We start from the raw sequence: 25,312 nt of genomic DNA, 5'->3' as shown, positions 1-25,312 counted from the left end.
ACGTCTAATGCGATTTCCATTCATCCCAGCTGCGTTAATAGCATTGCTTACTTTCGCCGTTGTAAACCCGGCAAGCGCGCAATCAACGCATACTGAAAACACGTTTAAGTTAGACGAATCAAGCTCGCGCCCCAAAGCCAGTATTGAGCAAGTCGATTGGTTAGTGGGTGATTGGGTTGGCACCGCATTTGGCAACCGTTTCGAAGAAGTTTGGAACCCAGCGTCAGCTGGAACCATGGTTGGTTTTTTCAAACTTTACAATGATCAAGGCGTTGTGTTTTACGAACTCTTAGTGCTGGAAGAAGAAGAGGGCAGCTTAAGCTTGAAAGTGAAACACTTCGGTGCGAATTTCCATGCATGGGAAAGCAAAGAAGATTTCGTCAATTTCAAACTCGTCAAGATCGAACCCGATGCCATTCATTTCTCTGGCCTCAGCTTTTACCGAGATGGCCCCGATAAGATAAACGGTTACATTGTTATGAAAGGAAAAGAAGGGGCCGTACGCGAAGAGCCGCTAATCTATAAGCGGCGCAAGTGAATGGCCTTTATTGAAACGACAAGGAAGTCACAAGAAAATGACTAGCGTCTACTAAATAGTATCTCGTCCAACCCCTGAATAAAGTCGCGTTTGCCACCATAAGAGGGGTGTCTAACGGCAAGAATGTCCTTATCAGGAAATGCCTTCTTCGCACACTGCGCCCCCTTATTGCCAACGCCCACAATCGTGTCGATTTGAAAGAGAGCTTGCAGTGATCTTAGATAACGAGCTCCAGACTTCATCTCTTTGGCCGTCGGCGCTCGGTTTTTAAATCGATTGCCTTTCGGGTGTGGGTGAAACGGAAACGCATTCCAGCACAACGGCGTGATCCGCCTTTCGCTCAAATACTCCCAAACAATGGTCGCCGTGTTCTCAGACTCCATATTCTCGATTACAAGATCAGGCCTAATTTGCTCAAGAAAAGGGTGTTCAAATCGCTCGAAAATCTGCCCACTACTAAACGGTATGCCCGTCAGCCCGCCACCTTTAAAACCCAATGCTTCACCAACCAGCAATACTGGTTTGTAGTTTAACTGGTCAATCGCGTTCAAATAAACTCTAAGGTTATTTGCCAAAGCAGGGTCTAAATACGGATTTTTAATGACCGACGTATTTCTCTTTTTACTTAAGCGTAATACAAAGTCATCTATGGAGTTCATTGGGTATTAGAGTGATATCGGCGTTGAGTTGTTCAAGAAAACAGAGGTGCGTGCTTACGAGTCTTTTTTATCACTTTTCCAATCAAGTCTATATTGTAAAACGTTGATGTAGTAGTTTATTTTGCTTAGTTTATACGAGCCATATACCCAGGATATGAAATAGATACCCGCAGCGATACTTAACACAGTGATAGAAGCGCCGTTTATTTCTGTGTGAAATATTTCTGATACATTTTTCGGCTGCTTTACCTGTAGAAAGAAGCTTATAACCGCGACTAAAGGTGCTCCAGTAACCAGTAATGCCCTAGCCTTACGTTTTAGCTCTTTGGCAACTCCTTTCATTATTGAGAGTTCTACCTCTATCTCACGTTTACTAACATCCTTTATCGCTTCGACCAGTGGCGCAAAATGTTTACGTTCAGATTCGATGTCTAGTTCGACTGAGAAAGAGCGTCGAAAGAAATTTTTACCTATTTCAAGAGAGTAACTTGCAAAGTGAAACGCAAATATCAACGCAAACGGCGTAAGAAACATTTGTGCTGAATACATTTCCAGTTCAAGTAGTACCATGCCGATAGCGGACAAGGCTATACTCAGTGCTGCTGAAAAATAGGCGCTTGCCTTCTTTTCGTTCAGGTTGGCCAGTAATAAGTAATCAGATTTTATGTCGTTGTTGGTGTTCTTAATCATTCGATAGATAGATGTCTGATGTGTTTGTTTCATAGTATTTCCTATTAATTCAAAATAACTGTATATAAATACAGAATATTTGATTGTTAAACACTTTGGGAAATTTGTTTTAATTCGTTCCTAGAATATGAATAATTAGCTTCTTAGCTGGCAGCCAAATAAACGATTTAGTATTCGATTTATAGTCGCATCTAACTATTTGTAAATAAAAGGAAAATTTAGTGAAAGGCTAATGTTCTTATTTGAACAATAATGTCGCGATTTTTCCGAATTTTGACCCGAACTATTTTTTAATGGCCATAAAAAAAACTGAACTCTATTCCTCCCTCTGGGCAAGCTGCGATGAGCTTCGTGGTGGCATGGATGCATCACAGTACAAAGACTATGTTCTTACGTTTCTTTTCCTTAAGTACGTTTCAGACAAGTCGTTAAATGATCCGAACGCCATGGTGGTGGTACCTAAGGGCTGTACGTTTCCCGATATTGTAGAGAATATTAAGAATCATAAAGAAGTTGGCGACAAACTAAATATTGTATTGCAGGCTATTGCTGACAAAAATGAATTGCCATGGCTTGCGAACAAAGACAATGACTTCAATGACGAAGACCGCCTTGGTAAAGGTAAAGAAATGGTTGATCGCTTGTCTAAGCTTATCGGGATTTTTGAAGGTCTAGATTTCGGTAATAATAGCGCGCAAGGTGATGATTTACTCGGTGATGCCTATGAGTATTTAATGCGTAATTTTGCGACTGAATCGGGTAAAAGCAAAGGCCAATTCTATACTCCCGCTGAAGTTTCCCGGGTGTTAGCCAAAGTAGTTGGCATTGATAATCAGACCACACAAGATCAAACGGTTTACGATCCAACCTGTGGTTCAGGCTCCTTGCTGCTTAAAGCGGATGACGAAGCGCCTAACGGCTTAAGTATTTACGGGCAGGAGAAAGACGTCTCCACCACCGCCCTGTGCCGTATGAATATGATACTGCACGGCAAGGCCGATGCCGCATTAGACATTGCCCCGGGCGGTCATAGCACCATTGCAGACCCATACTTCAAACAAGGCGACCAGTCAGAAGACAATGAAGTACTAAGACGCTTTGACTTCGCCGTCGCTAACCCGCCATTCTCGTTTAAAGCGTGGACCAACGGCATGCGTCGCGACGACAGCAAGGCCGATATTTTTAGGCGTTTCGAATACGGAGAGCCGCCGGAAAAAAATGGTGATTATGCGTTTCTATTGCACATTCTTAAATCCCTAAAAAGCACCGGTAAAGCCGCGGTCATTTTACCGCACGGCGTGCTGTTTCGTGGCAATGCGGAAGCCAGTATACGTCGTAGTCTGGTCAAGCAGGGTTACATCAAAGGCATTATCGGTTTACCCGCTAATTTGTTCTATGGCACTGGCATACCGGCGTGCATTATTGTGATTGATAAGGCCGGCGCCGAACAGCGTTTGAATGATACAGCAAGTGGTATTTTCATGCTCGACGCCAGCAAAGGCTTTACTAAAGACGGCCCCAAAAACCGCCTGCGCGAGCAAGACCTGCATAAAATTGTCGATGTGTTTAATAATCAACTAACTCAAACTGGCTACAGCCGCATGGTGGGTTTTGAAGAAATTGAAGGGAATGATTACAACCTTAATATACCGCGGTATATCGATAGCTCAACGCCAGAAGATTTACACGATTTGAGTGCGCACCTGAACGGTGGCATTCCTAACAGTGATATCGATGCGCTTAATCAATATTGGCAAGTGTTCCCCAATCTGCGCGCAAGCCTGTTTACCGCCGAGCGCGAAGGCTATAGCCAAGCCGTAGTCAAAGCGTCTGAGGTAAAAGCCACCATTCTTGAGCACCCAGAATTCGAGCAATTTGCTGAGCAAAGCATCAATATCTTTCATCAATGGAAAGCCCAAGCCAACTTATCAGCCATCGGACAAGGCCAAAACCCCAAAGAGATTATCCATCGCATATCAGAAGCCTTATTAGCCGCCTACCAAAATTCGCCGCTACTCAACTGTTACGACATGTATCAAATCGTCATGGATTACTGGGCTGATACCATGCAAGACGATGTTTATTTTATCACTCAAGACGGTTGGTCAGCCGCCAACACAGTTCGCGTTCTCAAAGCTAAAAAAGGCGAAAAGCTAAAAGAAACGCCTGACTTAATTATCAATAAAATCAAATTCAAAGCCGAACTGATACCGCCAGCGTTAATCGTTAAGCGCTCCTTTGCTGATGATCAAGTGACCATCGACAGTAAGCAAGCTAAATTTGATGCCTCAACCGCAGAGCGAGAAGCTTTTATTGAAGAACACGCAGTAGAAGGTGGCCTATTAGAAGAGGCGATTAACGACGGCGGTAAAGTGATCAAAGGCAATATCACCGCCAGACTTAGAGACGCGACCGATATCGATGAGCTTGAGGCCCTTAAAAAAGCCAAGCAATTATTCGAGGTAGAAGCGGTTAGTAAGAAGGCGCTAAACGAAGCGCGAGAGGTTCTGGATAAACTGGTGCTTGAACATTACCCCAAACTTACCGAGGCAGAGATTAAAATGCTTATTGTTGACGATAAATGGCTGGCTACCTTGCAGGCGAATATCAATGCTGAGATAGAGCGAGTTACTCAACAATTGGCTAACCGTGTTAAAACGTTGGAAGAACGTTATGCCGAATCTTTACCAGCCATAACGACGAGCGTCGATGTGCTTAGTGCTAAAGTAGATCAGCATTTGAAAAGCATGGGGTTGTAGTGGTGAGGAATGTAAGGCCGCAACAAGCACCGGAAGGATATAAAAAATCGGGCGTAGGTATTATTCCCGAAGATTGGGATGTCTTGCAGTTGCATACTATTGCAATACTGGAGAGAGGAAAATTTAGTGCACGCCCTCGAAATGATCCTAAATTTTTTGGTGGTAATGTCCCATTCATTCAAACTGGAGATATTGCTCGCTATAATGGTGTAAATGTTCACTATGACCGAACCCTGAATGAGGAAGGCGTCAAGATTAGTAAGGTCTTCCCAAAAGACACACTGTTTTTTACAATCGCTGCCAATATTGGTGACGTAGCAATAGTTCCGTTTTCAGTAGCCTGTCCAGATAGTTTGATCGCCATTAGAAATAATCCCGAGATTAATAAATTTTGGCTACTACAAACGCTCAAGTATAGAAAAGGAGAGTTTGAATCACTTGCAACTCATAATGCCCAGTTAAATATAAATCTGGAAAAATTGAATCCATATCAATTGGCTGTACCTCCTAAAACAGAACAAACAGCAATCGCCAACGCACTCTCCGATGTCGATGCCCTAATAACCTCACTGGAAATACTCATCGCCAAAAAACGCGATATCAAAACCGCCGCCATGCAGCAATTGCTCACCGGTAAAAAACGCCTCCCGCCTTTTTGTACAGGTGAGCACTTATCGGATGACGACACGGACGTTAAGGAGCAGATTGATGGGTGTCGGCCCGGTTATAAAAAAACTGATTTGGGCGAAATTCCTGAAGATTGGGATGTTGTTGAACTTAAAGACATCGCTGAACTGACCTCAAGTAAACGTATATTTGAGGATGATTATGTCCCGAATGGAATTCCTTTTTATAGAGGGCAAGAAATATCACAGATGCTTAAAGGTGAGAGGCCGGAAGTTAAGTGTTATATATCTGAGAGTAAATACAGCATTTTAAAAAATAAATATGGGGCTCCAGAGAAAGGAGATATTCTAATTACAGCTGTAGGTACGCTTGGTAATTCATACTTTGTGGATAGTGAGTTGCCTTTCTATTTTAAGGATGGAAACCTTATCTGGTTGAGAAAAATAAAAGATCGAGTAAACGCAGTCTACCTATCTAAGCAATTAGGTTGGCTTAAACCTAAAATTTTAGAGGGTGCTATTGGAAGCTCACAAAAAGCACTGACTATCGAAGTATTGAATAAATTACAAATTCCATTACCACCATATAAAGAGCAAGTAGTAATTTTCGATGTGTTATCAACTATTGATTTTGAAATTAGATCATTAGATAAACGTCTAAACAAAACCAAAGAAATCAAATACGGCATGATGCAAGAACTACTAACAGGGAGAACCCGATTGGTATGAGCGAATCGCAGCATAGGGAGTGGAAGGAATCTTGGCGTGATGACTATTTAAAATGGATTTGTGGGTTTGCCAATGCCGAAGGCGGTGTGTTGATTATTGGCCGGGATGATAAGGGTAATGATGTTGGTCTGAGTAACGTCAAAAAGCTACTGGAAGACTTGCCTAACAAAATACGTGATGTGCTCGGCATTATTGTTGACGTTAATTTGTTCGAAAGTGATGGAAAAGAGCTGATTGAAATCGTGGTGGAGGCTTACCCGTACGCGATTAACTACAAGGGCCAGTATCACTACCGCACCGGCAGCACTAAACAAGAATTAAAAGGTGCGGCCTTAGATAAGTTTCTATTGCAAAAACAAGGCAAACGGTGGGATGGCGTGCCGATACCTAAGGTCACAGTGGGTGACTTCAACCCCGACACATTTGAAAGCTTTAAACAGCAAGCGGCTAAAAGTCAGCGGGTGGATAGCGACGAGTTGCAAAGCGATTACCAAGGTCTGCTCGAAAGCCTTCATTTACTGGATGGCGACCATTTAAAACGCGCGGCAATCTTGTTGTTTCACCCGCAGCCGGAACAGTTTGTGACCGGCGCGTTTATAAAAATTGGATTCTTCGAAACGGACGATGATCTGCGCTATCAAGACGAAGTGCATGGCAATGTGTTTGATCAAGTCGCCATCACGTTCGATTTATTGCGCACCAAATACATGCGCGCCGAGATTCGTTACGAAGGTGAGCAACGCGTTGAAGACTTGCCTTACCCGGAAGCGGCACTGCGCGAAGCCTTATTAAACGCCGTTGCACATAAAGATTATGCCAGTGGCATACCGATTCAAATCAGCGTGTATGACAATCATATTTTGTTTTTTAACCCCGGTGAACTGCCCGATAATTGGACGGTAGACAAGCTTAAAACAAAACACCCATCCAAACCAAGCAACCCGGATATTGCCAATGCGTTTTTTCGCGCGGGTTTGATTGAAGCGTGGGGCCGGGGCACGCTAAAGATCATTAAGGAATGCGAGTTGGCTGGTTTACCAACGCCTGAATTTGACTATGAGAACCCCGATTTTTCGTTAACGTTGTTAGCTAAAACGCCGGGGAAAACGCCGGGGAAAACGCCGGGGAAAACGCCGGGGAAAACGCCGGGGAAAACGCCGGATTTGATTTTGGCGTTATTAGAACAGAACTCAGAACTTACTGTTCCCGAACTAGCCGCTGAGATTGGTAAAGACCGAAGAACAATCGAACGCGCGATAAGTAAATTACAACAACAAGGTAAGTTAGAACGCATTGGCCCAGCAAAGGGCGGTAAATGGAATGTCCTGGGGGGCAACGAATGAGCACAGTAGGGCAATCAGAACGCGACACTCAAGATCGCATCGTTGAGCTGTTTCAAAACAAGGAACTGCTCGGTTATGAGTATTATGGTCATTGGCAAAGCCGAGCGAACAATTCTAATGTTGAAGAAGAGTACTTACGCCCTTGGCTTAAACGGCAAGGGGTCTATGATGCACTCATTGGCAAAGCGATTCGTGAGTTAAAACTGGCCGCCAGCTTGGGCGATGGTAAAAAACCGTACTACGTTAACCGCGGTGTTTATAGCCTACTGCGTTACGGTGTTAAGGTTCGACAGGGCCAAGGCGAGCACACTCAAACGGTGTGGTTGATTAACTGGGCTGAACCTGAAAAGAATGACTTTGCCATCGCGCAAGAAGTCTCGGTAAAAGGTGAGAACAATAAGCGCCCTGATATTGTTTTATATGTAAACGGCATTGCATTGGGCGTGATCGAGTTGAAGCGCTCGTCTGAGTCGGTAGCGAAGGGAATTCGCCAAAATTTAGACAACCAAAAGAAAGAATTTATTCGAGAATTCTACAGCACCATGCAATTAGTAATGGCCGGTAATGACAGCGAAGGCTTGCGTTATGGCACAACTGAAACGCCGGAAAAGCATTACTATCGTTGGAAAGAAGAAAACCCTAATTACAATGCTGATGCTGAAGGCAGCAAAAAACATCTGTCGGTATTTGATGTTGATTATGTCAACGAGCTGTTGGATTTCGATATCATTAATCTGTGTCGTAAAGATCGTTTCCTAGAAATGATTCATGACTTTATTGTGTTTGATGCCGGCAGAAAAAAGATGTGCCGCCAAAACCAATATTTTGGCGTGCGGGCTGCTCAGAGCTTTATAGACAATAAAGAAGGCGGCATTATTTGGCACACCCAAGGGTCGGGTAAAAGTTTAACCATGGTGTGGTTGGCTAAATGGATTCGTGAGCATGTGAATAACGCGCGCGTGCTGGTGATTACCGATCGAACAGAGTTAGATGAGCAAATAGAAGGCGTGTTTCAAGGCGTAGACGAAGAGATTGTGCGCAGTAAGAATGGCGCTGATTTACTGGCCGATTTGAATCAGGCTGAGCCATGGCTATTGTGTTCTCTGGTGCATAAGTTTGGTCGCCAAGGCCGAGAAGCATCGGACGACGAAGCCACTGAGTCGTACCTACAAGAGCTGACTAAAAATTTGCCTAAAGATTTCAGCGCTAAAGGCAATGTGTTTGTATTTGTGGACGAGTGCCATCGAACTCAGTCAGGAAAATTACACAGCGCCATGAAAGCGATTTTGCCTGAGGCTATTTTCATTGGCTTTACAGGCACGCCGCTACTGAAAAAAGACAAACAGAAAAGCATCGAGGTGTTTGGCTCATTTATTCATACGTATAAATTTGATGAGGCGGTGGCTGATGGCGTGATACTGGACCTGCAATATGAGGCTCGTGACATAGATCAGTATGTGACCTCACAAGATAGAGTGGACACTTGGTTTGATGCCAAAACCCGAGGCTTGTCGGCGATGGCGAAAGTGCAGCTCAAGCAAAAGTGGGGCACGATGCAGAAAGTGTTATCTAGCCAGTCGAGGCTAGAACAAATTGTAAATGATATTTTATTGGATATGGATACTCGGCAGCGTCTGATGGACGGTCGCGGGAATGCGATGCTGGTATGTGCCAGTATTTACCAAGCGTGCAAGGTCTACGAGTTGTTCAATGGCACTGAGTTGAAAGGAAAATGCGCAATTGTTACCAGCTATTTGCCATCGCCCAATGACATTAAGGGCGAAGAAACCGGCGAAGGCTTGACCGAAAAATTGCACCAATACGATATTTATCAACAGATGTTGGCGGACTATTTTGAGTTACCCAAAGAAGACGCCATTAAAATGGCCACTCAATTTGAACAACGGGTAAAGAAACAGTTTAAAAAAGAGCCTGCGCAAATGCGTTTATTGATTGTGGTGGACAAACTGCTAACGGGTTTTGATGCACCGTCGGCGACTTACTTATACATCGATAAAAAAATGCAAGACCATGGTTTGTTTCAAGCGATTTGCCGAGTCAATCGTTTAGATGGAGATGACAAGCGATACGGTTATATTGTTGACTACAAAGATTTGTTTCACAGCTTGGAAACAACCATTGGTGATTACACCAGCGGGGCATTCGACGAGTATGATAAAGCGGATGTAGCAGGCCTGTTAACTAACCGGCTAGGCAAAGGCAAAGAAGACCTTGAAGAAGCAAGAGAAGTCATTAAGGCGTTGTGTGAGCCGGTATTGCAACCCAAGGAACCTATCGACTACATTCGATATTTTTGTGGCGATGTGGCAAATGCCGATGATCTAAAAATCAATGAGGCCAAACGGGTTAGTTTGTATAAAAATGCAGCATCGTTGGTACGTGCTTATTCGAATTTAGCGAACGAAATGCACGCGGCGGGTTATAGCGCAGATGAAGCTAAGGTTGTTAAAGCTGAAGTTCAGCACTTTAGTGATATGCGCCAAGAGGTAAAGCAGGCTTCGCGTGATGAAGTTGATATGAAGCAGTATGAGCCTGCAATGCGTCGATTACTTGATACTTATATCCGGGCTGACGATAGCGAGAAAGTAATTGATTTTGAAGAGCTTGGTTTAATCGAATTAATCATTGAGAGGTCAAAGCAACATCCCCAAAGTTCTGATACGAGATCAGTGCCTGACGCGATGGCCGAAGTGATTGAAAATAATATGCGCAAGGTAATTATTGACGAACAGCCAATTAATCCTAAGTATTACGAAAAAATGTCTGAGCTGTTAGACGCCTTAATCGCGCAACGCAGAGAAGCGGCAATCAGTTATGCAGAATATCTAGAACAAGTTAAGAACTTAGCAAATGACATTGAGCGGCCTGAAGAAACACCTGATTACCCTGGCGCAATGAATACCCGGGCAAAGCAGTCTTTATACGATAACCTTGATCAGAATGCGGATCTAGTGAGTCGCATTGATGCCGTGATTAAGCACACCAAAAAAGCGGATTGGAAAGAGAATCGATTCAAGTTGCGTAATATTGAGAATGCCGTTCGTGAAGAGCTCGGCGACTATCAAGTCAATATCGAAAGCATAATGGATATCATTAAAAGTCAGGCGGAGTACGACTAGTGAGTGTCTTAACAATGATTACCGTGAACGGCATTGATGTGCAAGTGGTCAGGAAGGACATCAAAAACCTTCACCTTGCCGTATATCCGCCTGACGGGAATGTGCGTGTGGCTGTGCCTACCCACGTTACGGATGACAATGTGCGTCTAGCGGTCGTGTCTAAGCTCAGTTGGATAAAGCGCCAGCAGAAAGATTTTCAAGATCAGCCGAGACAGTCTGAGCGTGAGTATGTGTCGGGGGAGTGTCATTATTATCAAGGTAAGCGTTATCGTCTTGAGCTCATTGAAAAAGATGCAAAGCCCGCTATTGAGTTATTTAAATCGGGTAAGCTGAGAATGTACGTTAGGCCAGGCGCCAGTGTAGCGACTAAGGAGCGATTGCTAAGCGGCTGGTACCGTACTGAGCTAAAGAAGTCGATTCCCGAGTTGCTCAGTAAATGGCAGCCTATTGTAGGCAGAGAGGCTGCCTTTTGGGGCATTAAAAAAATGAAAACTAAATGGGGTAGCTGTAATACCGATGCGAACCGCATTTGGCTCAATTTGGAGTTGGCGAAAAAGCCTGTAGAGTGTCTTGAATACATTTTGGTGCATGAATTGGTTCACCTTTATGAAAGAAACCACAATGAGCGTTTTAAGTTACGCTTAGAAAAAGCGCTGCCCAATTGGCGTGCGCGTCAGAATTTGCTCAACAGCTCTCCGTTATCCCATGAGAATTGGGACTATTAAATGCTAAACAAATTTGATTTGTTGGAAGTATGAAAGAGGATATCCTTGAGCAAATTGCTTGACCTTTTTACTGGCCATGTTTCTAGTGTCAGAGCCCTTTATTTATTAACCTGACGTAGTTAAGAGCATTGTAAAAAATCAGGCCATAATTATGATTCAGCTTTTCGGAGTCTAGGCCATGATTAATTTTGGGGGGCGTCATGTGTGGGTAGTTAATACAATCATGTGAAAATTTTGGGGAGGCGTACCCACCCTTTGAGGCGTCGAGATGTTTAGTTCGCTCGGCAAATTATAGATGGAATTTTAAGGAGAAAACTATGGCACGATTTTGTGGAGATAAAGATTCGAGAGCGACTCTTAGTGCGGCCGATGCGTGGAAAGAGCAGTGTTTAATTGGAGGGCTATCACTCTTTTATAAAGCGAGAGTGTGGACAGCGGAAAACGTGGAAAGCCTGGAGCGCTTTTATGTTGATAATTTAGACACTGGAGAAGGCGACTTTCTTTCTAAGCTGGAGAAGCAGCTGGCCGATGCACCCAAGAACACTATTGTGCTTTGTGGTGAGATGCTATGGGTATTATTACTGTGTGTGAGCAATATCACTCCGGAGAAGAAGAGAGAGACAATTAGTAGAGTAATATCGTGGAGCGGCACTCGATTGCCGATGAAGCATGAGCTGTTATCGGACCATGCACTCAAGGGCGTAGGTGGGGCAGGCTCAGGCTATAACCTGCATCGATGGCGTGAGCTGGTTTTCCTGATACGGTTGGCGAAGCAATGGTTTGAGTTGGATGAGGTTAACAAGGACGGAGTACTGTCTGACCCCTCAGGTTTATCGATTTTACTAGAACGAATTGAAGATCAAGACAAGCGGCAATTTAGATACATGTTGTTGTTCATGCTGCATCCGGATCACTATGAAAGAGTGTTTGGTGCTGGTGATAGAGTCAAAATTGTCTCTGAATTTACCGGTGACAGACTTCGGCAAGTTCGCGCCTTAAGTGAGCACGAAATTGATATAAAGCTAGCGGAAGTACGGGCCAAACTTGAGAGCGAATACAAAACTACAGAGTTGGATTGGTATGTGCCGCCTTTGCGAGCTCTTTGGATGGACACTTCGTCAAAAGGAAGCACCCAAGGCGGGCGGATAGTTCCCATTCTGCAAAAGTTTTTAGCGCAAACAGAAACTAAGTCACTCAAAACTCGAGAGTACCCCAACTACCATTCTGGTTTGGTAATGCGAGTCAGTTTAGGAATTGGTGGGGCTGCGTTTGTGCCTTGGATTGCATTTCTCGCAAAAAATCAAAAGCCTACCGAGGGCATATATCCGGTCTTCTTGTATTACAAAGAAGTTGATATGTTGGTTCTTGCTCGCGGAGTCAGTGCGACAAAAAAACCGGCTCTTCGCTGGCAAGGTGATGACCTGACGACCATAAAATCCTTTTTTGATGCGTCACTTGGAAGTAGCCCCATTCGGTATTCAGAGTCGTACCTTTTTTCTGCTTACAGTGTGAGGGAAGGGCTTGATTTGGAAAAGATAGAGTCGGATTTAGGAGAGTTGATCGAAGAATACAAGCGCTTAGTTGGAACCGAAAGCGTACAGGAAGAGCCGACCGACTATCTTGTTGATGCGGAGTCTTCCAAGGAAGAAGCGAACAGTGTTCAACGACTCCTCGCTGACCCGCGAGACGACAAGCCAGCAACAAAGGATTTGTTGGGTCGTGAAGGGTTGGTGAGGATTCTAAAAGGAGTGATCGATTCAGAGTCGAGGCAACATTTTATCGTCTCATTATTCGGAAAATGGGGAAGCGGAAAAAGTTCAGTTATCAGCATATTGCAAGAACGGTATAAGGATAGTAACGAGGATAGCAAGGACAACCATTTTGTGATTTTCAACGCGTGGCAAAATGGGCACAGCCAAAACATGACTGCGTCTATTGCGGAGGCATTTGTTGACAAACTCTATTCTTCTCAGTCAGCCGTAAAACAACTTTGGATGAGTTTGAGAGGGCAATGGGAGAGTGGTAAATCTGTGTTTGTGTTTTATTTGATAGCCACGGTGCTGATCTTTGTCGGGCTATCTTCTTATCTACTAACCCAAAAAGACTGGGTGCAGGAGGTTTCAAGCAGTTTTGCCTTTGCGGCTATAGGGCTGTTTTCAACAGTTCCCTCAATGGTCTGGGCATACTTAAACGACCCGTACACCGAAAAACTTCAAGAGCTTTCAAAGAAACCAGATTTTGGTGCGCACATAGGTATATCAGATGCAATTCGAAAGCAATTGCAGACGCTGCTAAATATCTACCCAAAAGTTGAGAGTTTATCTGGTTTGAAATTTTGGCAGTGGTTCCGCGAGAGAAGAAATGTTCGGTATATTTTGGTTGTGGACGATTTAGATAGGTGTTCAGATAAGAAAATTTTAGAAACGATAGAGGCCGTGCAGTTGGTGGTAAATATCGAAAACGTTATTGTTATTTTGGCTGTTGATCATGAAGTGTTAATGCGGGCTATTGCCAACCAATATCGTGGTCAACGGACTGGCTTAAAAGAAAAAGAGGCGCTAATTTTGGCCAGAGACTTTTTGGCTAAAATTCTACAAGTGACAATAATGTTGGAGCAGCCTAGCCTCAGCCAGAGGAAAAATTTCGTAAAACATAAGCTTTATAAAAAGCTGACTCAAGATGATATCGAGAATGCTGGGGGGGCACTAGCGAATCAAGCAAACTCGCTTGATCATGTTGAAAGCGCATACTTATCCAAAGAGCCGATGGTTATAGATGCTTCGCCAATAAATTGGTTTGAATACGAAACCGACGAGGACGAAGAGGCACTCTTTAATGAATCGGATGATTATCTTGAGCATAGTGCGGTGGAATATACATTTTTTATTCAATGCGTAGATGTGTTCAATATTCACAACCCGAGAGCACTGGTTAGACTGCACAATGTGATTACTTTTGTGAAAGGCTTATACCCCGAGGTTATGGAGGATGACTCCAAACTAAGGGCTTATATTTATTTGGTTTTCTGGTTCGAATATTACTCCACGTGCCCGACGTCTGAGCGAGATAAAATGCACGATAAGCTTGGCCGAGTAAGTATCGAAAGCTATTCTAGTATTGATAATTTGGCGAAAGATGTTGAATTAAATAGATATAGTGAGGATGAAATCAAAAAAGCGCTATACAGAATCAAGAATCTTTCATTACCCGCAGTAGTCGAGTAGGCGTTGATATCGTTAATAGCCCTAAAGGCTGAAGATCATTATCTGAGAATTACCACCGATGGTGGTAGTGCGTTAATTCTGATGAAATTTGACGATGCCTTAACGACGTTAAATGGGTACCCTGGCATACAAACGCATCGGTCCTGGTGGCTTGCTTACAGTCAACTCCAACATTTGAAGATCATAACTTTTAGTGTTAGTTTGCAAGATGGCACTAAGGTGCCCATAAGTCGGCGACGAAAAAAGGCAGTCCAATTGTTTGTCGAAGAGTTTAAGGCGAGCAATATTTGATTTGGCTTAGTCATGATTGTGGGTGGGAACCCCCTCAAAATTGAACGTTTTGGTTAAAACTAGATTGTTGAACCTGCGATTCTTGCCCTTCAGTACTTAAAGAATAAACGCCATAAATTGGCGTAAACCAACGCCGGGCTTGTTATCATTGGGGTAATGGATACCTTAGAAAATAGACTCAAAACCACCGCTTTTTGGCTTAAGCTTGGCGTCATAAATCATCTAGTGACTTTTGCGGTAATTGCCATGGGCTGTGTGTATTCCGGTTTTACTTGCCGAGGTGAATTGATGAAGGATGCTTTGTCGGTTTACGCATTTACCTTATTTACTCCGCAATTGGCTCTTGAAGTTATTTTAATATTGGCCTTGTTTTTGGTTTGCAGTTCTTTGCGAGATCTACGAGAAAATACCAAGCACCTTATGTGGTTTTTAGGCACATTGGTGCTGCTGGTGTTGTTTATGTATTGGCAATAGCGATGGTGGTGATTAACCTGTTGTTGCCGGAACAACTAGCCAAGGACACTACGCTTATCGATGTGGCGATTCCGTGATATATGAAATGTATCTTAGATGGGCTGCATTCGAACTTATAGGGCAAAGCGCTTAGCTTCCGGCGTTTAAATAGTTTTTAAATTGGGGCTTAGATTAATCTCTGTGGAGATACAACCAGTTCCCTGGATATTTAGTAGATAATAGGAAATCAGTTTATGGAATGGATGCTTTTACTTGTCGTCTTATTGGTTATAGCGGCGTTGATTCTAAAAAATCTTTCTGCAACAGGAGCGGAGGAAAGTAAGCCGCTATACGAACGGCAGAAAGAACTTCTAACGTCCGCCGAGCGATCATTTTACGGCGTATTACTACAGGCAGTGGATTCTAAAACCGTTGTGTTTTCTAAGGTACGTGTAGCCGATGTTTTGAAGCCTGTATCAGGTCTAGATCGCAGTAAGTGGCAAACGGCGTTCAACAAAATATCGGCCAAGCACTTTGACTTTGTTTTATGCGATGTAAAGACTCTGTCGGTGCAAATGGTGATAGAACTGGACGACGGTTCTCACCAAAAGAAAGCCCGTGTTAATCGTGATGATTTTTTAAACGCCGCTTGCAAATCAGCCAAACTGGATTTGATACGCATTAAAGCACAAAGAGCTTATCGCATCGAAGAGTTGAGAGTGCAGCTCTATGGTGCCAGGGCTATCAAAAACAGTGAAAGCGCCACTAAGACAGCTACAGGTGAAACCGCTGTCATCGATTCAACGACGAAGCAGTTGCCCATTCCACGTAACGCATCCAGCCTATCAGCGTATGACTTACTTATGTCTGCAGACGGTTTTGCTAAATTAAGTAGAGAGCTTAAGCAAGCACACCCACGAGGCCCACAGGTTTTTGTGCATGTTGGGCTTGAAGGCAGCTTGAAAAACCAAGTTCTGATGATTGGCGAAGCCAAAAATGGGGCATACAATAGATGGATGCAAGCGGTAAACGGCCATAAGAATGCGTTTTTTTGGTCCATAGGAGAGTCTGACCATTACACCCCAAAGAATGCGTCTGAGTATTCGAACTATTTGCTCTATTTTGCTGCGTTGTTTAATCAACAAACAAAACTGTATGTTATTGATGTCAGCTTAGATGAGATGTCGACCAAAAAACGTGAGCTAATTGAAGAATATGGGCCTATCTGGGATCAGTATCGGGATACGATTAAATCGTCAAATCATTACCCAACGATGACAGGGCAAAGTAAAGATCAGTCTGTTGTGAATGCCGTGGCAAAGTTAGGAGCGGCTAAACGGCTTATTTTCGCACAACGCAAATTGAGCAATGATTCAATCAAAAAACTGCCCGACGTTGTTTCCTTAGGACTCCGATCAGCCAAGGAGTGGGGCTAACTGGTTCTTCGACGCTTGAGAGTTTCTTGCGAGTCGGATTCCTCGAATTGAGGCTAGAGAGTTTATCGGTTAGTAACTATCATATGAATTTAGCCATCAATAATTAATCAGAGGAGTGCACAACCGTGGGTTTTGAGTGGATCGCAATAGCATTGGGTGATGTTACTTGGTTGGCGTTGGCTTTTTTGCTGGGCTTTTTATCCAGTGCGGTCAGATTGCCACCGATGGTGGGCTTTTTGGTTGCTGGGTTTGTATTAAACACGTTTGGTGTTGCCAGCGGAGAAATGCTGGCCAAGTTGGCAGATCTAGGAATCACTTTGTTGTTATTCACGGTCGGCCTGAAGCTGGATTTAAAGAGCTTGATGCGCCCTCAAATATGGGGCACCACCCTGATTCACATGTCTATAATCACCTCTCTGTTTGGAGGTATTATCTTTCTCCTCGCGATTATTGGCCTGCCCCTGTTTATTGACCTTACATTGGAGCAATCGCTATTACTGGCTTTTGCTCTCAGTTTTTCCAGCACTGTGTTTGTGGTGAAAGTTCTCGAGGAACGAGGCGAGATGAATTCACGCAATGGCCGTATCGCCATTGGCATATTAATTATGCAAGATTTGGCTGCTGTGTGTTTCTTGGCGATTACCGCAGGCAAGCTACCAACTATGTGGGCATTGCTTTTAATATTATTGATTCCACTCCGACCCGTGATCAATCTGATACTTGAAAAAACGGGTCATGGTGAGTTGTTAATTCTTTTCGGGTTAGTATTGGCATTAGGTGGCTCGGAAATATTCGAGATTGTCGGGGTTAAGGGTGACCTAGGCGCATTGCTTGTAGGGGTGTTGATTTCCACTCACGTTAAATCAAAGGAGTTGGCGGAATCGATGCTCAGTTTCAAAGATCTATTCTTGGTTGGCTTCTTCCTAACCATTGGTATGTCGGGTGAGCTGACGCTTCCTGCGGTAATGATTGGCCTAGCGTTAGTACCTTTGGTCTTTATCAAAGCGGCCCTTTTCTTAAAGTTAATGACCCAGCTAAAACTGCGAGCTAGGACGGCTCTGTTCGCCACGCTAAATTTGTCTAACTACAGTGAATTTGGGCTTATTGTTGTTGCGATCGGCGTTTCCAGTAATTGGTTGGACGGCCAGTGGTTGATTGTTATGGCGATTGCTTTGTCTGTGTCATTCGTCTTTGCTGCGCCGCTTAATAACGCTGATAATCGGCTATATCGTAAGTACCGAGGGCTGTGGCTATCAATGCAACACGCTAAGCGGTTGCCGGGCGATGGTTTGATTGACACACACGGAGCTCAGATTGCGGTATTCGGCATGGGAAGAGTGGGTGCCGGTGCTTATGATGAGCTATCAGCTACGCAAGATAAGGCCGTTATCGGCATCGATTTTAGCGTCCCGTTGATTGAAAGACATAAGGAAGAAGGTCGTAATGCGTTAGTGGGTAATCCGTGTGACCCAGAGTTTTGGGAGAAAATTGATCACAATCCGAGTTTCGATTTAATCTTGTTGGCGCTGCCTAACCTAGAGTCGAATATCAGAGCCATAGGCCAGCTTAGGGAAATGGCTCACTCAGCAAAGCTTGCGGTTGTCGTCCACTACGCCGATGAAGAAGAGACATTACGAGAAATGGGAATTTCGGCCGTCTATAATATCTATACCCGCGCTGGCGCAGGTTTCGCCGAACGTGCATTTAACGACTTCTACCAAAAGCATAAGGGATAGGAGTCAAATAATAACTAGGTATTCTGGCTTTGATGCTTAAGAAAGATATTTTAAATCGGAAGTACAAAGAGAAAATGGTAGCCAGGGGCAGAATCGAACTGCCGACACGGGGATTTTCAGTGTGTGTTTGAAGTGGTAAACCTAGATTACCTGGGGGGATCTAAGCGTAACTTGGCGATACGGAAAGTAATTTAGTATCAGTAATTTAACGTAATTAATGCAAACCTATAAAAGCCGATCAATGTACCTAATTTGTACCCATCTAAGTTATGCCTTAACCCGAAACTACTGTTAAAGGTATCTCTAGATTAATTTCGATCTTTTAATCGCTTGTATTAACTCAGTAGAATTGCTGGGAGTCTTAGAAAAGTACACATTATGTCTTTCAGATAGTTTTTTATGAAAATCACTGATGCCTTTATCATTTAAAATTACATATTTAGCTATATCGCTTTCTAGGTAATCTTCAGCGAAGACTTTCCTTTCATCAAGAAATTTTATAGGGTCCTTAGGTAAAGAATAAAATTTCCTTATAACTTCGAAAAATATTATTTTGAAGGCATTTGGCCCTGTTTTTGGTTTAAAGCAAATATCTGGTTTAAATTTAGATGAAAATGGTTCGTACTCAGCCGTAACATAAACTAGGCTAGCATTGCCATATTCAGATAAAGAGTTCGCAAATTCTTGAGCTTTCTTTAGGGTTTCGGGAGTGTCAGACAATTGAAGCCTCAATTAAACCTTTTTTTCTACAATATCCTGAAGACCCCTGCGTATATCGAAATCTGTAAGTGAATCATCTGAATATACTGGAATGTTAGGTATTTGATTTCTTATAAATAAAGCCATTTTTTGGGCTATTACACGAAGTGTTGGGTGAACAGTAACACTTGAGCGAAGTTCTGAAACATAAAGTAGCTGCGAAAGGTCATACTCTAGTTCGCATTGCACTTTATACCCCATAGGTAAAAAGTATTGAATATCATATTCGCTTAAAGATTCTTTGCTAGCTAGAGCTTCAGTAGCAGACTTTTGTTCACAAATAAGGTTTTCGGCATCAATTCTTAAGTCATCTGGAAGCTGATCTAAATACCAGTCATGAAAGCCGATATCATCGCCTAATAACGGGATTGGACAATAACCATTTCTGTGCCTTTGAAGATCCCTGAATGATCCATAATCTATATGGCATATAATTTTGTAGCGGCCTAAGTTTGCAATATTTCTCGGTAAAGTGGTTTTTTCAGGCCGTTCAATTATGAACTTTAAATCCCTGCTGTTTACAACATCTTGAATAAGCGGTTTAGCTTCAAATCCGTCGTTTAAATCAGAATGGTTTTTTAAGTAACTGCAACTACCATAGACATCTGACAGATATTTATCCTGAGATGAATAGCTTTTGTGAGAGAAACTGTTTGGATATGAATTTTTCAATACAGATTGAAGTTCAGAAGCGATAGCTTGAACTTCTTCTAGCGGGTGAGCCTTTAATCTGCATATATTTTCATGTGCTTGTCTAAGGTTGGTTGACCAAGACAGCTGCGTTGTTATGCCTGCAGGTAAAAAACCTCTCAAAACATCGAAAGTTCTGGCTTTAATAGCTTTTGACCAAATATTGGCATTTTCACCGCTATTTATCGGGAAACGTTTCTTTAGGTGATCTTCAACTTGCTCTTGGTTTGATAGATAGAAATCGAGCCAGCGAGATTGAATTTTTTCTCCAAGTGAGCTGAGTCCTGGATTGATGATTTTTTGCTGAGAAAAATCAATGTATCTAGTTGAAGATTCTTGTCCTGAGTACAGAGGGTTATCTTGTATTGCTTTAGTTGCTAACATCGATACATTCTCTATGAATAGAGTTGTTGTTCCGCAATCTCCTATAGATGCGTGTCCATAGCCTACATAGAAGCTCTCCATAAACTTCGCTGAACCACGTTCAAGAACTTTTTCAGCATGAACAACTACACTCTCAGATGATCTGCTATACAACGCTTGTAACATCGCTATAGATTCTGGGTCAAACTGGTCAAAATTTAAAATTTTCATTTGCTGTTCAATAGGGTAGTTGTATGTTCTAAGCGATATATATGCCCGAGGATATTATAACCATATCAATATAGAAAACACTCATATTTAAGAATTGTGTAAATAATGATTTAAGTCACGGCCTCAAACGAAAAAGGCAAAACTTATAATAAGTTGTGTAGAGCGACTCTAATATCCAAATGGACGATCTTCATGTTTTATGTGACGAACATCGTTTGAAAAAGTTTCCCAACTATACGCAGGATCTAAGTAAGAAAACTTTTTTAAGTAGTAGTAGTTTTCCTTTGACATGAATTCCCTTGCAATATTTCTCGCTTCCAACTTCGATTCTATTGCACCTAATTCTGGAGATAAGCCCACATCCCAAACGCCTTCTATATTCGTTTTATGGATTCCCGTAGAGCCTTGAGAGCGATAAAGATTATCGAAATACTTTATTCTGTCTCCGGTTCCGTAAGCCACGACCGGATAAGTTGAAACACCGAAAATCGCATCTGAGTGATCAGAAAGGAACTGCCTAGTTTCTTGCAATGTACTATAAGTTTCTCCGGGGTAAAGCAAGATGTTAACTTTTGCCTTAATACCAAGGTCTTTACACGCGTGCAGCATTTCACTGGCCTTTCTTATGTATGCCTCGGGCTTTGAAGTCTTTTTCATATTCAAAAGCTGCTCTGGAGATGCCGATTCGAGTCCTATATCTAGGACCTTCAGCCCAGCTTGAGCTAAAATTGCTAACTTTTCTCGACTTATCACATCCGCTCGAGTTTCTGTTCTCCATAAAAAAGTCTCATCTCTAGCCAGATATAAGTTCAAAAGTTGATTTGCCCATTCAATACTAGGAGCGAACATTGAACTTTCAAAATAGAAGTTTTTTTTACCGATATATGACTCAGAAATTTCGCTGATTTGTGTTAATAGGTTTGCTGGTCTTATCAATCGACTTAATGGTTCATTGGCTTCCTCACAGAATGCGCAACCAAGCCCGCAACCTCTAGAGACTTCTACACTGGGATGAAACGTTTCAAGCTCAGATAGGAGTGCATAATTGAGTGGTGTTGCTGATCTGTTTTGGTTATGAGAGAGAGTTCCATTTTTTCTCCAGCGATTAACTAGGCTGTCAATTACTTTCTCTCCTATCCCCCTATGGATATAAACAGAGGAAGGAAATTGTAATTTAATAAAATTCCAGTTTTGATCGATTACCCAGCGCCCGCCTATATGAATTTCTATGCTCTTTTTACGCGCTATAATTTCTTTAACTAGCTCGGATGCCCATGGAACTCCGTAAAAGCTTGGTATCGAGAGCAATATGACATTCGCTTCTAAAATAGACGGATTTTTATTAAGAAATAAGTTAGGAGGTGTAAAGTTGCCATGTAAGACTTGGACTATTGACGGAATTCTAGATGCTAGACTTAACAGGCCGTAGTTCAAATACCTATGTGCACGATAAAAAGGTTGGTCACCTTTTTTTGGAGAAAGCATTCCCGATGATATGGCAACAAGATGACTCATGAAAGATAATCTAATACGAATCTGGTTCGTTCTTTGATATTGGTAAGAGGCATTTCGATACGCTCAATTTTCCATTCTTCATATATTTTCAAAAGCTCCTTCTCATACTTTTTATGGTATTCAAGGCTAGGATTTCGAAATCCATCTTGTTCCAATTTGAGATATCCATTGGGGTAAAAGAAATGAAAGTCATACTTATAAATATTTTTATAACAAAGGGATTCTATGAACTCATTTTCGTCGTTTGTTGCGCTCTCGGAGCAATGTAGTCGCCAATAGGCTAAACAGTCCGCATATGAGCGCTCAGTTAGAAATTTCTTATTATTGTCTTCGAGTATGATCTTTTGTCCTAAATACATAGTTTGAAAAACACGGTAATAAGATGTCTTTATTTGGCTTGTCTGGCTTAGGCCCAAAAGAGATAGAAGTTGTCTACTATCAACCCCTAGAATCGTATACTTTAAACTATCGTTTACAGCAGACTTGACTATACTTTTTGCGACAGATGTTTTTCCGGTTCCAGCAGCACCTGTGAACGCTACCCTCATGATATATCGACTGTTAGTCTAGGGTGGTCCTTAACGTTTTCTAGGAACGATAAAAATGCCTTTCCAATTTGAGACGTTACTGTAACTTTCAAATAAGGAGTACGGGTATTGTCTTTAGAAACAGCAGTGAAAGGAAATACGTAAATAACATCATCCACTACCATAGCTGAAACATACCCGGCAGCAGTGACTAGCTTAATATCAATGTCTACATGTTCGGGCGATATTTTTGTACGTGCATCCTTAATGTGATCTAGTACACGTGATGACGTATCAGTTGTTGTACGGCTATCACGAGTTATATCGAATAACTGTACTTGAGAGATTTGTTCTACTTCCTTTCCTCTATTCAAGATGATATTTGTTTCAGGGTCGACAAAGCAAATACAAATATCAAGTTTTGGAGTGCGCTTTTTTTTTGTAATTAAAAGCTCTAAATGTTCAGACAAAAATTCTCCATTTGAAATACCAAAAGCCCATACGCGATGCTTTGCTTTCGCGATAGCGCTACTATAGTCGCTATTTGCTTGATCGCTACCTTTCTGATTAAAAAAATCCGTTATTCCAACCTTTTCCTCATAAAACTTTAGACGATTATAGTTTTCAGAAATTTTGTGGTCAAATACCCAGCGAAGAGCTTCAGATACTGTAAAAAAAATCCCAGATGCACTAATTGAGCCAAGAGTTCCTATCCAGATATTCGTTGGTATACCCAGGATTTTGTGGTTTGGATTGTTAGAGATTTCTAACAAAGCACCCATGGTTGCCCAACCACATGATACGAAAATTACTAAACCGATCAAAAGATATAAGACACGGCTAATATTATTCATAAATTGTCCCTATTTTTATTAGCTAGCATGAAAAGATATTTGCCTGTAAATTAAATCAAAAGGCGCTAGTTCAAGATTCAAATCAAATTTTTTAATAAGTGTAAGTTAATTACGCGAAACTAACAAACACTACAGGTGTATCGAAGAAACCCATCCCGTAAAATTTTCGTAAGAAGATTTAAGGGCGCACTTATGCAAACTTTCAGTTTGCGTGCGTAAAAATTAAAACCAAGGTTTGAATTTTTTATGGCGATCTACAGCTGTCGTGTACAGACAATCAGTCGATCTAAAGGCCGTTCGGCCACCGCTGCCGCTGCGTATCGAAGTGGCACTTCGATAGAAGATATTCGCACGGGCGAAATCCATAATTACACCAATAGGAATGGTGTAGAAACGACGGGCATTGTGCTGCCCGAAAATTCACCTCGTGAACTAAATCAACGAGAGAATTTGTGGAATGCCGCCGAGCAAGCGGAGACGCGTAAAAACTCCACTGTTGCTCGTGAGGTACTGGTCGCGGTTCCACATGAGTTAGATAAAGAATCTCGCCAAGAGCTGATCGAAGGTTACGCGCAACACCTCTCTGATCGTTACCAAACTGGTGTTGATTACGCGATTCATGAGCCAGATTGTCAAGGTGACAATCGCAACTATCACGCACATATCTTGATGACCACTCGTCGAATTGATGAGCAAGGTTTTGGCCCAAAGACGCGAGAGCTTGATGAAATTCGTGGTGACAATCCGCGCGGCAAATTAGAAGTAAATAACATCCGTCAGACTTGGGAAGAACACGCTAACCGTGCTCTTGAGCGTTCAGGCCAAGAAGAACGTATTGATAGCCGCAGTTTGAAGGATCAAGGAATTGACCGAGAGCCTACTGTGCATATCGGCCCTAGTGGAAGTGCGCTTGATCGTCGTAATGAGTTCTCCGAACGGGCTGAGCTCAACAAGCAAATTCGTGACCTCAACAAAGAGCGCGTGCAAGCTCTGCGTGAGTTAAAACAACTCCACAAAGAACAACGCGAATTGAGTTCTGAACTGTCTGAGCTTTACTCGGAACGCAAAGAAGTTGGCCGCGATTTAAAGAAAACGGAACGACTCAAAGCCGCAGTTGATCAGGTTAATGAAAACCGGGGTGAAGTATTCCAAGACCTGCAAGATAAGCACTCCAAATATCAGCGATGGCATGACAAGGAAATTCATAAAGCTATTAACGAGTATCACAGTTTTTCTGCATCTGAGCCGACCAAGAAAGGATGGTTTGAACGGCAGGCGAAGTTTGAACAACGTCAGCAGGACTTTGAGGTAGAGAAGGCGCAAAAGTTTGAGTCGATGCACAAAACGATTTCTTAGCATCGAGCGCCAAAGATGGACGATGCTATCTCAAAAGCGTCGTCGAAAGCCGCTTACGAACACAAGATCAAGAAAACTGAAATCGAAGCCAATACGCAAACCGACATTGGTGGCCAGGTCGAGAAGAAGACCTCGCACTACGAGGATATTCAAAAACAGATTTCGGAGCGCTCAGAAGCGCGTTCTGAAGTTCAAGACCGTATCAAGTCAAATCGTGAATTGCTGGCGGAAGTGGAGAAAAAATCTGCTGCCGCACAACAGCAATTCGAATCAAATACTAACTCATTTACAGGAGGCTCAATGAACCAAGAAACTGAAATTCAACCCGACAATACTCAAGCTCAAATCGATGCTGGTAGCAAACAAGAGGCTGAATATTACAAGGGCGCATTCGAGCGAAGGGAAGCCGAGGCAGATTTAGCGCTCAAGGAACACAAAGAACACTTTGAACGACTTGAGCAACCAGAGCTCGATAACATTGACCCAGTTCAAAATACATCAAGCTCACAACACGTGGAGGTCAATTCAGAGCGTCAGCAAATAGATTCGTTGCTTAATAAGGCTGACGAAAAATTAGCCGAAGCGGAACAAGCTCAAGAGAAGGAGGAAGACGATCTAGGCTACTAGAAATGAGGTGGGGCTGATGTTGGCGCACCAGCCCCTAATTC

General features: G+C 42.7%; 20 protein-coding genes. 13 read left to right on the top strand and 7 right to left on the bottom strand.

The features are described 5' to 3' along the window. Positions 1-7: 7 nt before the first annotated feature. Complete coding sequence (locus ABWW54_RS01390; RefSeq protein WP_353409340.1) at positions 8-538, top strand: DUF6265 family protein; 531 nt, start codon at positions 8-10, stop codon at positions 536-538. A gap of 41 nt (positions 539-579) precedes the next feature. Here ABWW54_RS01390 and ABWW54_RS01385 read toward each other — a convergent pair whose 3' ends face one another. Next, a complete protein-coding gene (locus tag ABWW54_RS01385; protein WP_353409338.1) occupies positions 580-1,197 on the bottom strand; it encodes a uracil-DNA glycosylase in 618 nt (205 codons plus the stop codon). Between the two features lie 54 nt (positions 1,198-1,251). Further along, positions 1,252-1,920 (bottom strand): hypothetical protein, encoded by a 669-nt coding sequence (locus ABWW54_RS01380; RefSeq protein ID WP_353409335.1) that lies wholly within the window; start codon positions 1,918-1,920, stop codon positions 1,252-1,254. Positions 1,921-2,180: 260 nt separating this feature from the next. Here ABWW54_RS01380 and ABWW54_RS01375 point away from each other — a divergent pair, with 260 nt between their 5' ends. The 10 genes from ABWW54_RS01375 to ABWW54_RS01330 all read left to right on the top strand — a co-directional run bounded on the left by ABWW54_RS01375 (position 2,181) and on the right by ABWW54_RS01330 (position 18,349). Next, entirely contained in the window at positions 2,181-4,646 is a 2,466-nt protein-coding gene (locus ABWW54_RS01375) for a type I restriction-modification system subunit M (protein WP_353409332.1), read from the top strand. Continuing rightward, positions 4,646-6,001 carry a restriction endonuclease subunit S gene (locus ABWW54_RS01370; protein WP_353409329.1) on the top strand — a complete coding sequence of 452 codons (1,356 nt, stop codon included), beginning with the start codon at positions 4,646-4,648 and terminating at the stop codon, positions 5,999-6,001. Before ABWW54_RS01375 ends, ABWW54_RS01370 begins: the two co-directional genes overlap by 1 nt. Continuing rightward, entirely contained in the window at positions 5,998-7,344 is a 1,347-nt protein-coding gene (locus ABWW54_RS01365; RefSeq protein ID WP_353409327.1) for an ATP-binding protein, read from the top strand. The genes ABWW54_RS01370 and ABWW54_RS01365 overlap by 4 nt, the downstream gene beginning before the upstream one ends. Next, complete coding sequence (locus tag ABWW54_RS01360; protein WP_353409325.1) at positions 7,341-10,484, top strand: type I restriction endonuclease subunit R; 3,144 nt, start codon at positions 7,341-7,343, stop codon at positions 10,482-10,484. Before ABWW54_RS01365 ends, ABWW54_RS01360 begins: the two co-directional genes overlap by 4 nt. 14 nt (positions 10,485-10,498) lie before the next feature. Then, complete coding sequence (locus ABWW54_RS01355; protein ID WP_353410364.1) at positions 10,499-11,209, top strand: M48 family metallopeptidase; 711 nt, start codon at positions 10,499-10,501, stop codon at positions 11,207-11,209. Between the two features lie 317 nt (positions 11,210-11,526). Beyond that, positions 11,527-14,433 (top strand): P-loop NTPase fold protein, encoded by a 2,907-nt coding sequence (locus ABWW54_RS01350; protein WP_353409322.1) that lies wholly within the window; start codon positions 11,527-11,529, stop codon positions 14,431-14,433. Positions 14,434-14,436: 3 nt separating this feature from the next. Next, on the top strand, positions 14,437-14,724 hold the full coding sequence (locus tag ABWW54_RS01345; RefSeq protein WP_353409319.1) for a LytTR family DNA-binding domain-containing protein: 288 nt from the start codon (positions 14,437-14,439) through the stop codon (positions 14,722-14,724). Positions 14,725-14,880: 156 nt separating this feature from the next. Further along, the gene (locus ABWW54_RS01340; RefSeq protein WP_353409317.1) at positions 14,881-15,198 is read left to right on the top strand and encodes a hypothetical protein; all 318 of its coding nucleotides are present in this window, start codon (positions 14,881-14,883) and stop codon (positions 15,196-15,198) included. A 233-nt stretch (positions 15,199-15,431) separates the two neighbouring features. Continuing rightward, positions 15,432-16,613: a DUF2726 domain-containing protein gene (locus ABWW54_RS01335; protein ID WP_353409315.1), complete on the top strand. Its 1,182-nt coding sequence runs from the start codon at positions 15,432-15,434 to the stop codon at positions 16,611-16,613. Between the two features lie 125 nt (positions 16,614-16,738). Next, positions 16,739-18,349 (top strand): cation:proton antiporter domain-containing protein, encoded by a 1,611-nt coding sequence (locus ABWW54_RS01330; RefSeq protein ID WP_353409313.1) that lies wholly within the window; start codon positions 16,739-16,741, stop codon positions 18,347-18,349. A gap of 303 nt (positions 18,350-18,652) precedes the next feature. Here ABWW54_RS01330 and ABWW54_RS01325 read toward each other — a convergent pair whose 3' ends face one another. The 5 genes from ABWW54_RS01325 to ABWW54_RS01305 form a co-directional block, all read right to left on the bottom strand. Next, positions 18,653-19,069, bottom strand: a complete 417-nt coding sequence (locus tag ABWW54_RS01325; RefSeq protein WP_353409311.1) for a hypothetical protein — start codon at positions 19,067-19,069, stop codon at positions 18,653-18,655. Between the two features lie 12 nt (positions 19,070-19,081). Then, complete coding sequence (locus ABWW54_RS01320; RefSeq protein WP_353409309.1) at positions 19,082-20,392, bottom strand: FAD-dependent thymidylate synthase; 1,311 nt, start codon at positions 20,390-20,392, stop codon at positions 19,082-19,084. Between the two features lie 168 nt (positions 20,393-20,560). Continuing rightward, positions 20,561-21,907: a B12-binding domain-containing radical SAM protein gene (locus ABWW54_RS01315; RefSeq protein WP_353409307.1), complete on the bottom strand. Its 1,347-nt coding sequence runs from the start codon at positions 21,905-21,907 to the stop codon at positions 20,561-20,563. Next, positions 21,904-22,455 (bottom strand): AAA family ATPase, encoded by a 552-nt coding sequence (locus tag ABWW54_RS01310; protein ID WP_353409305.1) that lies wholly within the window; start codon positions 22,453-22,455, stop codon positions 21,904-21,906. Before ABWW54_RS01310 ends, ABWW54_RS01315 begins: the two co-directional genes overlap by 4 nt. Continuing rightward, the gene (locus ABWW54_RS01305; RefSeq protein ID WP_353409303.1) at positions 22,452-23,288 is read right to left on the bottom strand and encodes a hypothetical protein; all 837 of its coding nucleotides are present in this window, start codon (positions 23,286-23,288) and stop codon (positions 22,452-22,454) included. The genes ABWW54_RS01310 and ABWW54_RS01305 overlap by 4 nt, the downstream gene beginning before the upstream one ends. Positions 23,289-23,534: 246 nt before the next feature. Here ABWW54_RS01305 and mobQ point away from each other — a divergent pair, with 246 nt between their 5' ends. Together mobQ and ABWW54_RS01295 are read left to right on the top strand one after the other, a co-directional pair. Continuing rightward, positions 23,535-24,644 carry a MobQ family relaxase gene (mobQ, locus tag ABWW54_RS01300; protein WP_353409301.1) on the top strand — a complete coding sequence of 370 codons (1,110 nt, stop codon included), beginning with the start codon at positions 23,535-23,537 and terminating at the stop codon, positions 24,642-24,644. Between the two features lie 15 nt (positions 24,645-24,659). Further along, a complete protein-coding gene (locus tag ABWW54_RS01295) occupies positions 24,660-25,271 on the top strand; it encodes a hypothetical protein (protein ID WP_353409299.1) in 612 nt (203 codons plus the stop codon). Positions 25,272-25,312: the final 41 nt, after the last annotated feature.

Origin of the sequence: Arenicella sp. 4NH20-0111, from assembly GCF_040366405.1 — a bacterium.
Classification (GTDB): domain Bacteria; phylum Pseudomonadota; class Gammaproteobacteria; order Arenicellales; family Arenicellaceae; genus Arenicella.
This window is presented reverse-complemented; position numbering and strand designations above follow the sequence as displayed.

Excerpts from the sequence above, each read along its gene's own strand:
- ABWW54_RS01390 (WP_353409340.1), top strand. The coding sequence starts at position 8 with ATGCGATTTCCATTCATCCCAGCTGCGTTAATAGCATTGCTTACTTTC.
- ABWW54_RS01385 (WP_353409338.1), bottom strand. The coding sequence starts at position 1,197 with ATGAACTCCATAGATGACTTTGTATTACGCTTAAGTAAAAAGAGAAAT.
- ABWW54_RS01380 (WP_353409335.1), bottom strand. The coding sequence starts at position 1,920 with ATGAAACAAACACATCAGACATCTATCTATCGAATGATTAAGAACACC.
- ABWW54_RS01375 (WP_353409332.1), top strand. The coding sequence starts at position 2,181 with ATGGCCATAAAAAAAACTGAACTCTATTCCTCCCTCTGGGCAAGCTGC.
- ABWW54_RS01365 (WP_353409327.1), top strand. The coding sequence starts at position 5,998 with ATGAGCGAATCGCAGCATAGGGAGTGGAAGGAATCTTGGCGTGATGAC.
- ABWW54_RS01360 (WP_353409325.1), top strand. The coding sequence starts at position 7,341 with ATGAGCACAGTAGGGCAATCAGAACGCGACACTCAAGATCGCATCGTT.
- ABWW54_RS01355 (WP_353410364.1), top strand. The coding sequence starts at position 10,499 with ATGATTACCGTGAACGGCATTGATGTGCAAGTGGTCAGGAAGGACATC.
- ABWW54_RS01350 (WP_353409322.1), top strand. The coding sequence starts at position 11,527 with ATGGCACGATTTTGTGGAGATAAAGATTCGAGAGCGACTCTTAGTGCG.
- ABWW54_RS01340 (WP_353409317.1), top strand. The coding sequence starts at position 14,881 with ATGGATACCTTAGAAAATAGACTCAAAACCACCGCTTTTTGGCTTAAG.
- ABWW54_RS01335 (WP_353409315.1), top strand. The coding sequence starts at position 15,432 with ATGGAATGGATGCTTTTACTTGTCGTCTTATTGGTTATAGCGGCGTTG.
- ABWW54_RS01320 (WP_353409309.1), bottom strand. The coding sequence starts at position 20,392 with ATGAAAATTTTAAATTTTGACCAGTTTGACCCAGAATCTATAGCGATG.
- ABWW54_RS01315 (WP_353409307.1), bottom strand. The coding sequence starts at position 21,907 with ATGAGTCATCTTGTTGCCATATCATCGGGAATGCTTTCTCCAAAAAAA.
- ABWW54_RS01310 (WP_353409305.1), bottom strand. The coding sequence starts at position 22,455 with ATGAGGGTAGCGTTCACAGGTGCTGCTGGAACCGGAAAAACATCTGTC.
- ABWW54_RS01305 (WP_353409303.1), bottom strand. The coding sequence starts at position 23,288 with ATGAATAATATTAGCCGTGTCTTATATCTTTTGATCGGTTTAGTAATT.
- mobQ (WP_353409301.1), top strand. The coding sequence starts at position 23,535 with ATGGCGATCTACAGCTGTCGTGTACAGACAATCAGTCGATCTAAAGGC.
- ABWW54_RS01295 (WP_353409299.1), top strand. The coding sequence starts at position 24,660 with ATGGACGATGCTATCTCAAAAGCGTCGTCGAAAGCCGCTTACGAACAC.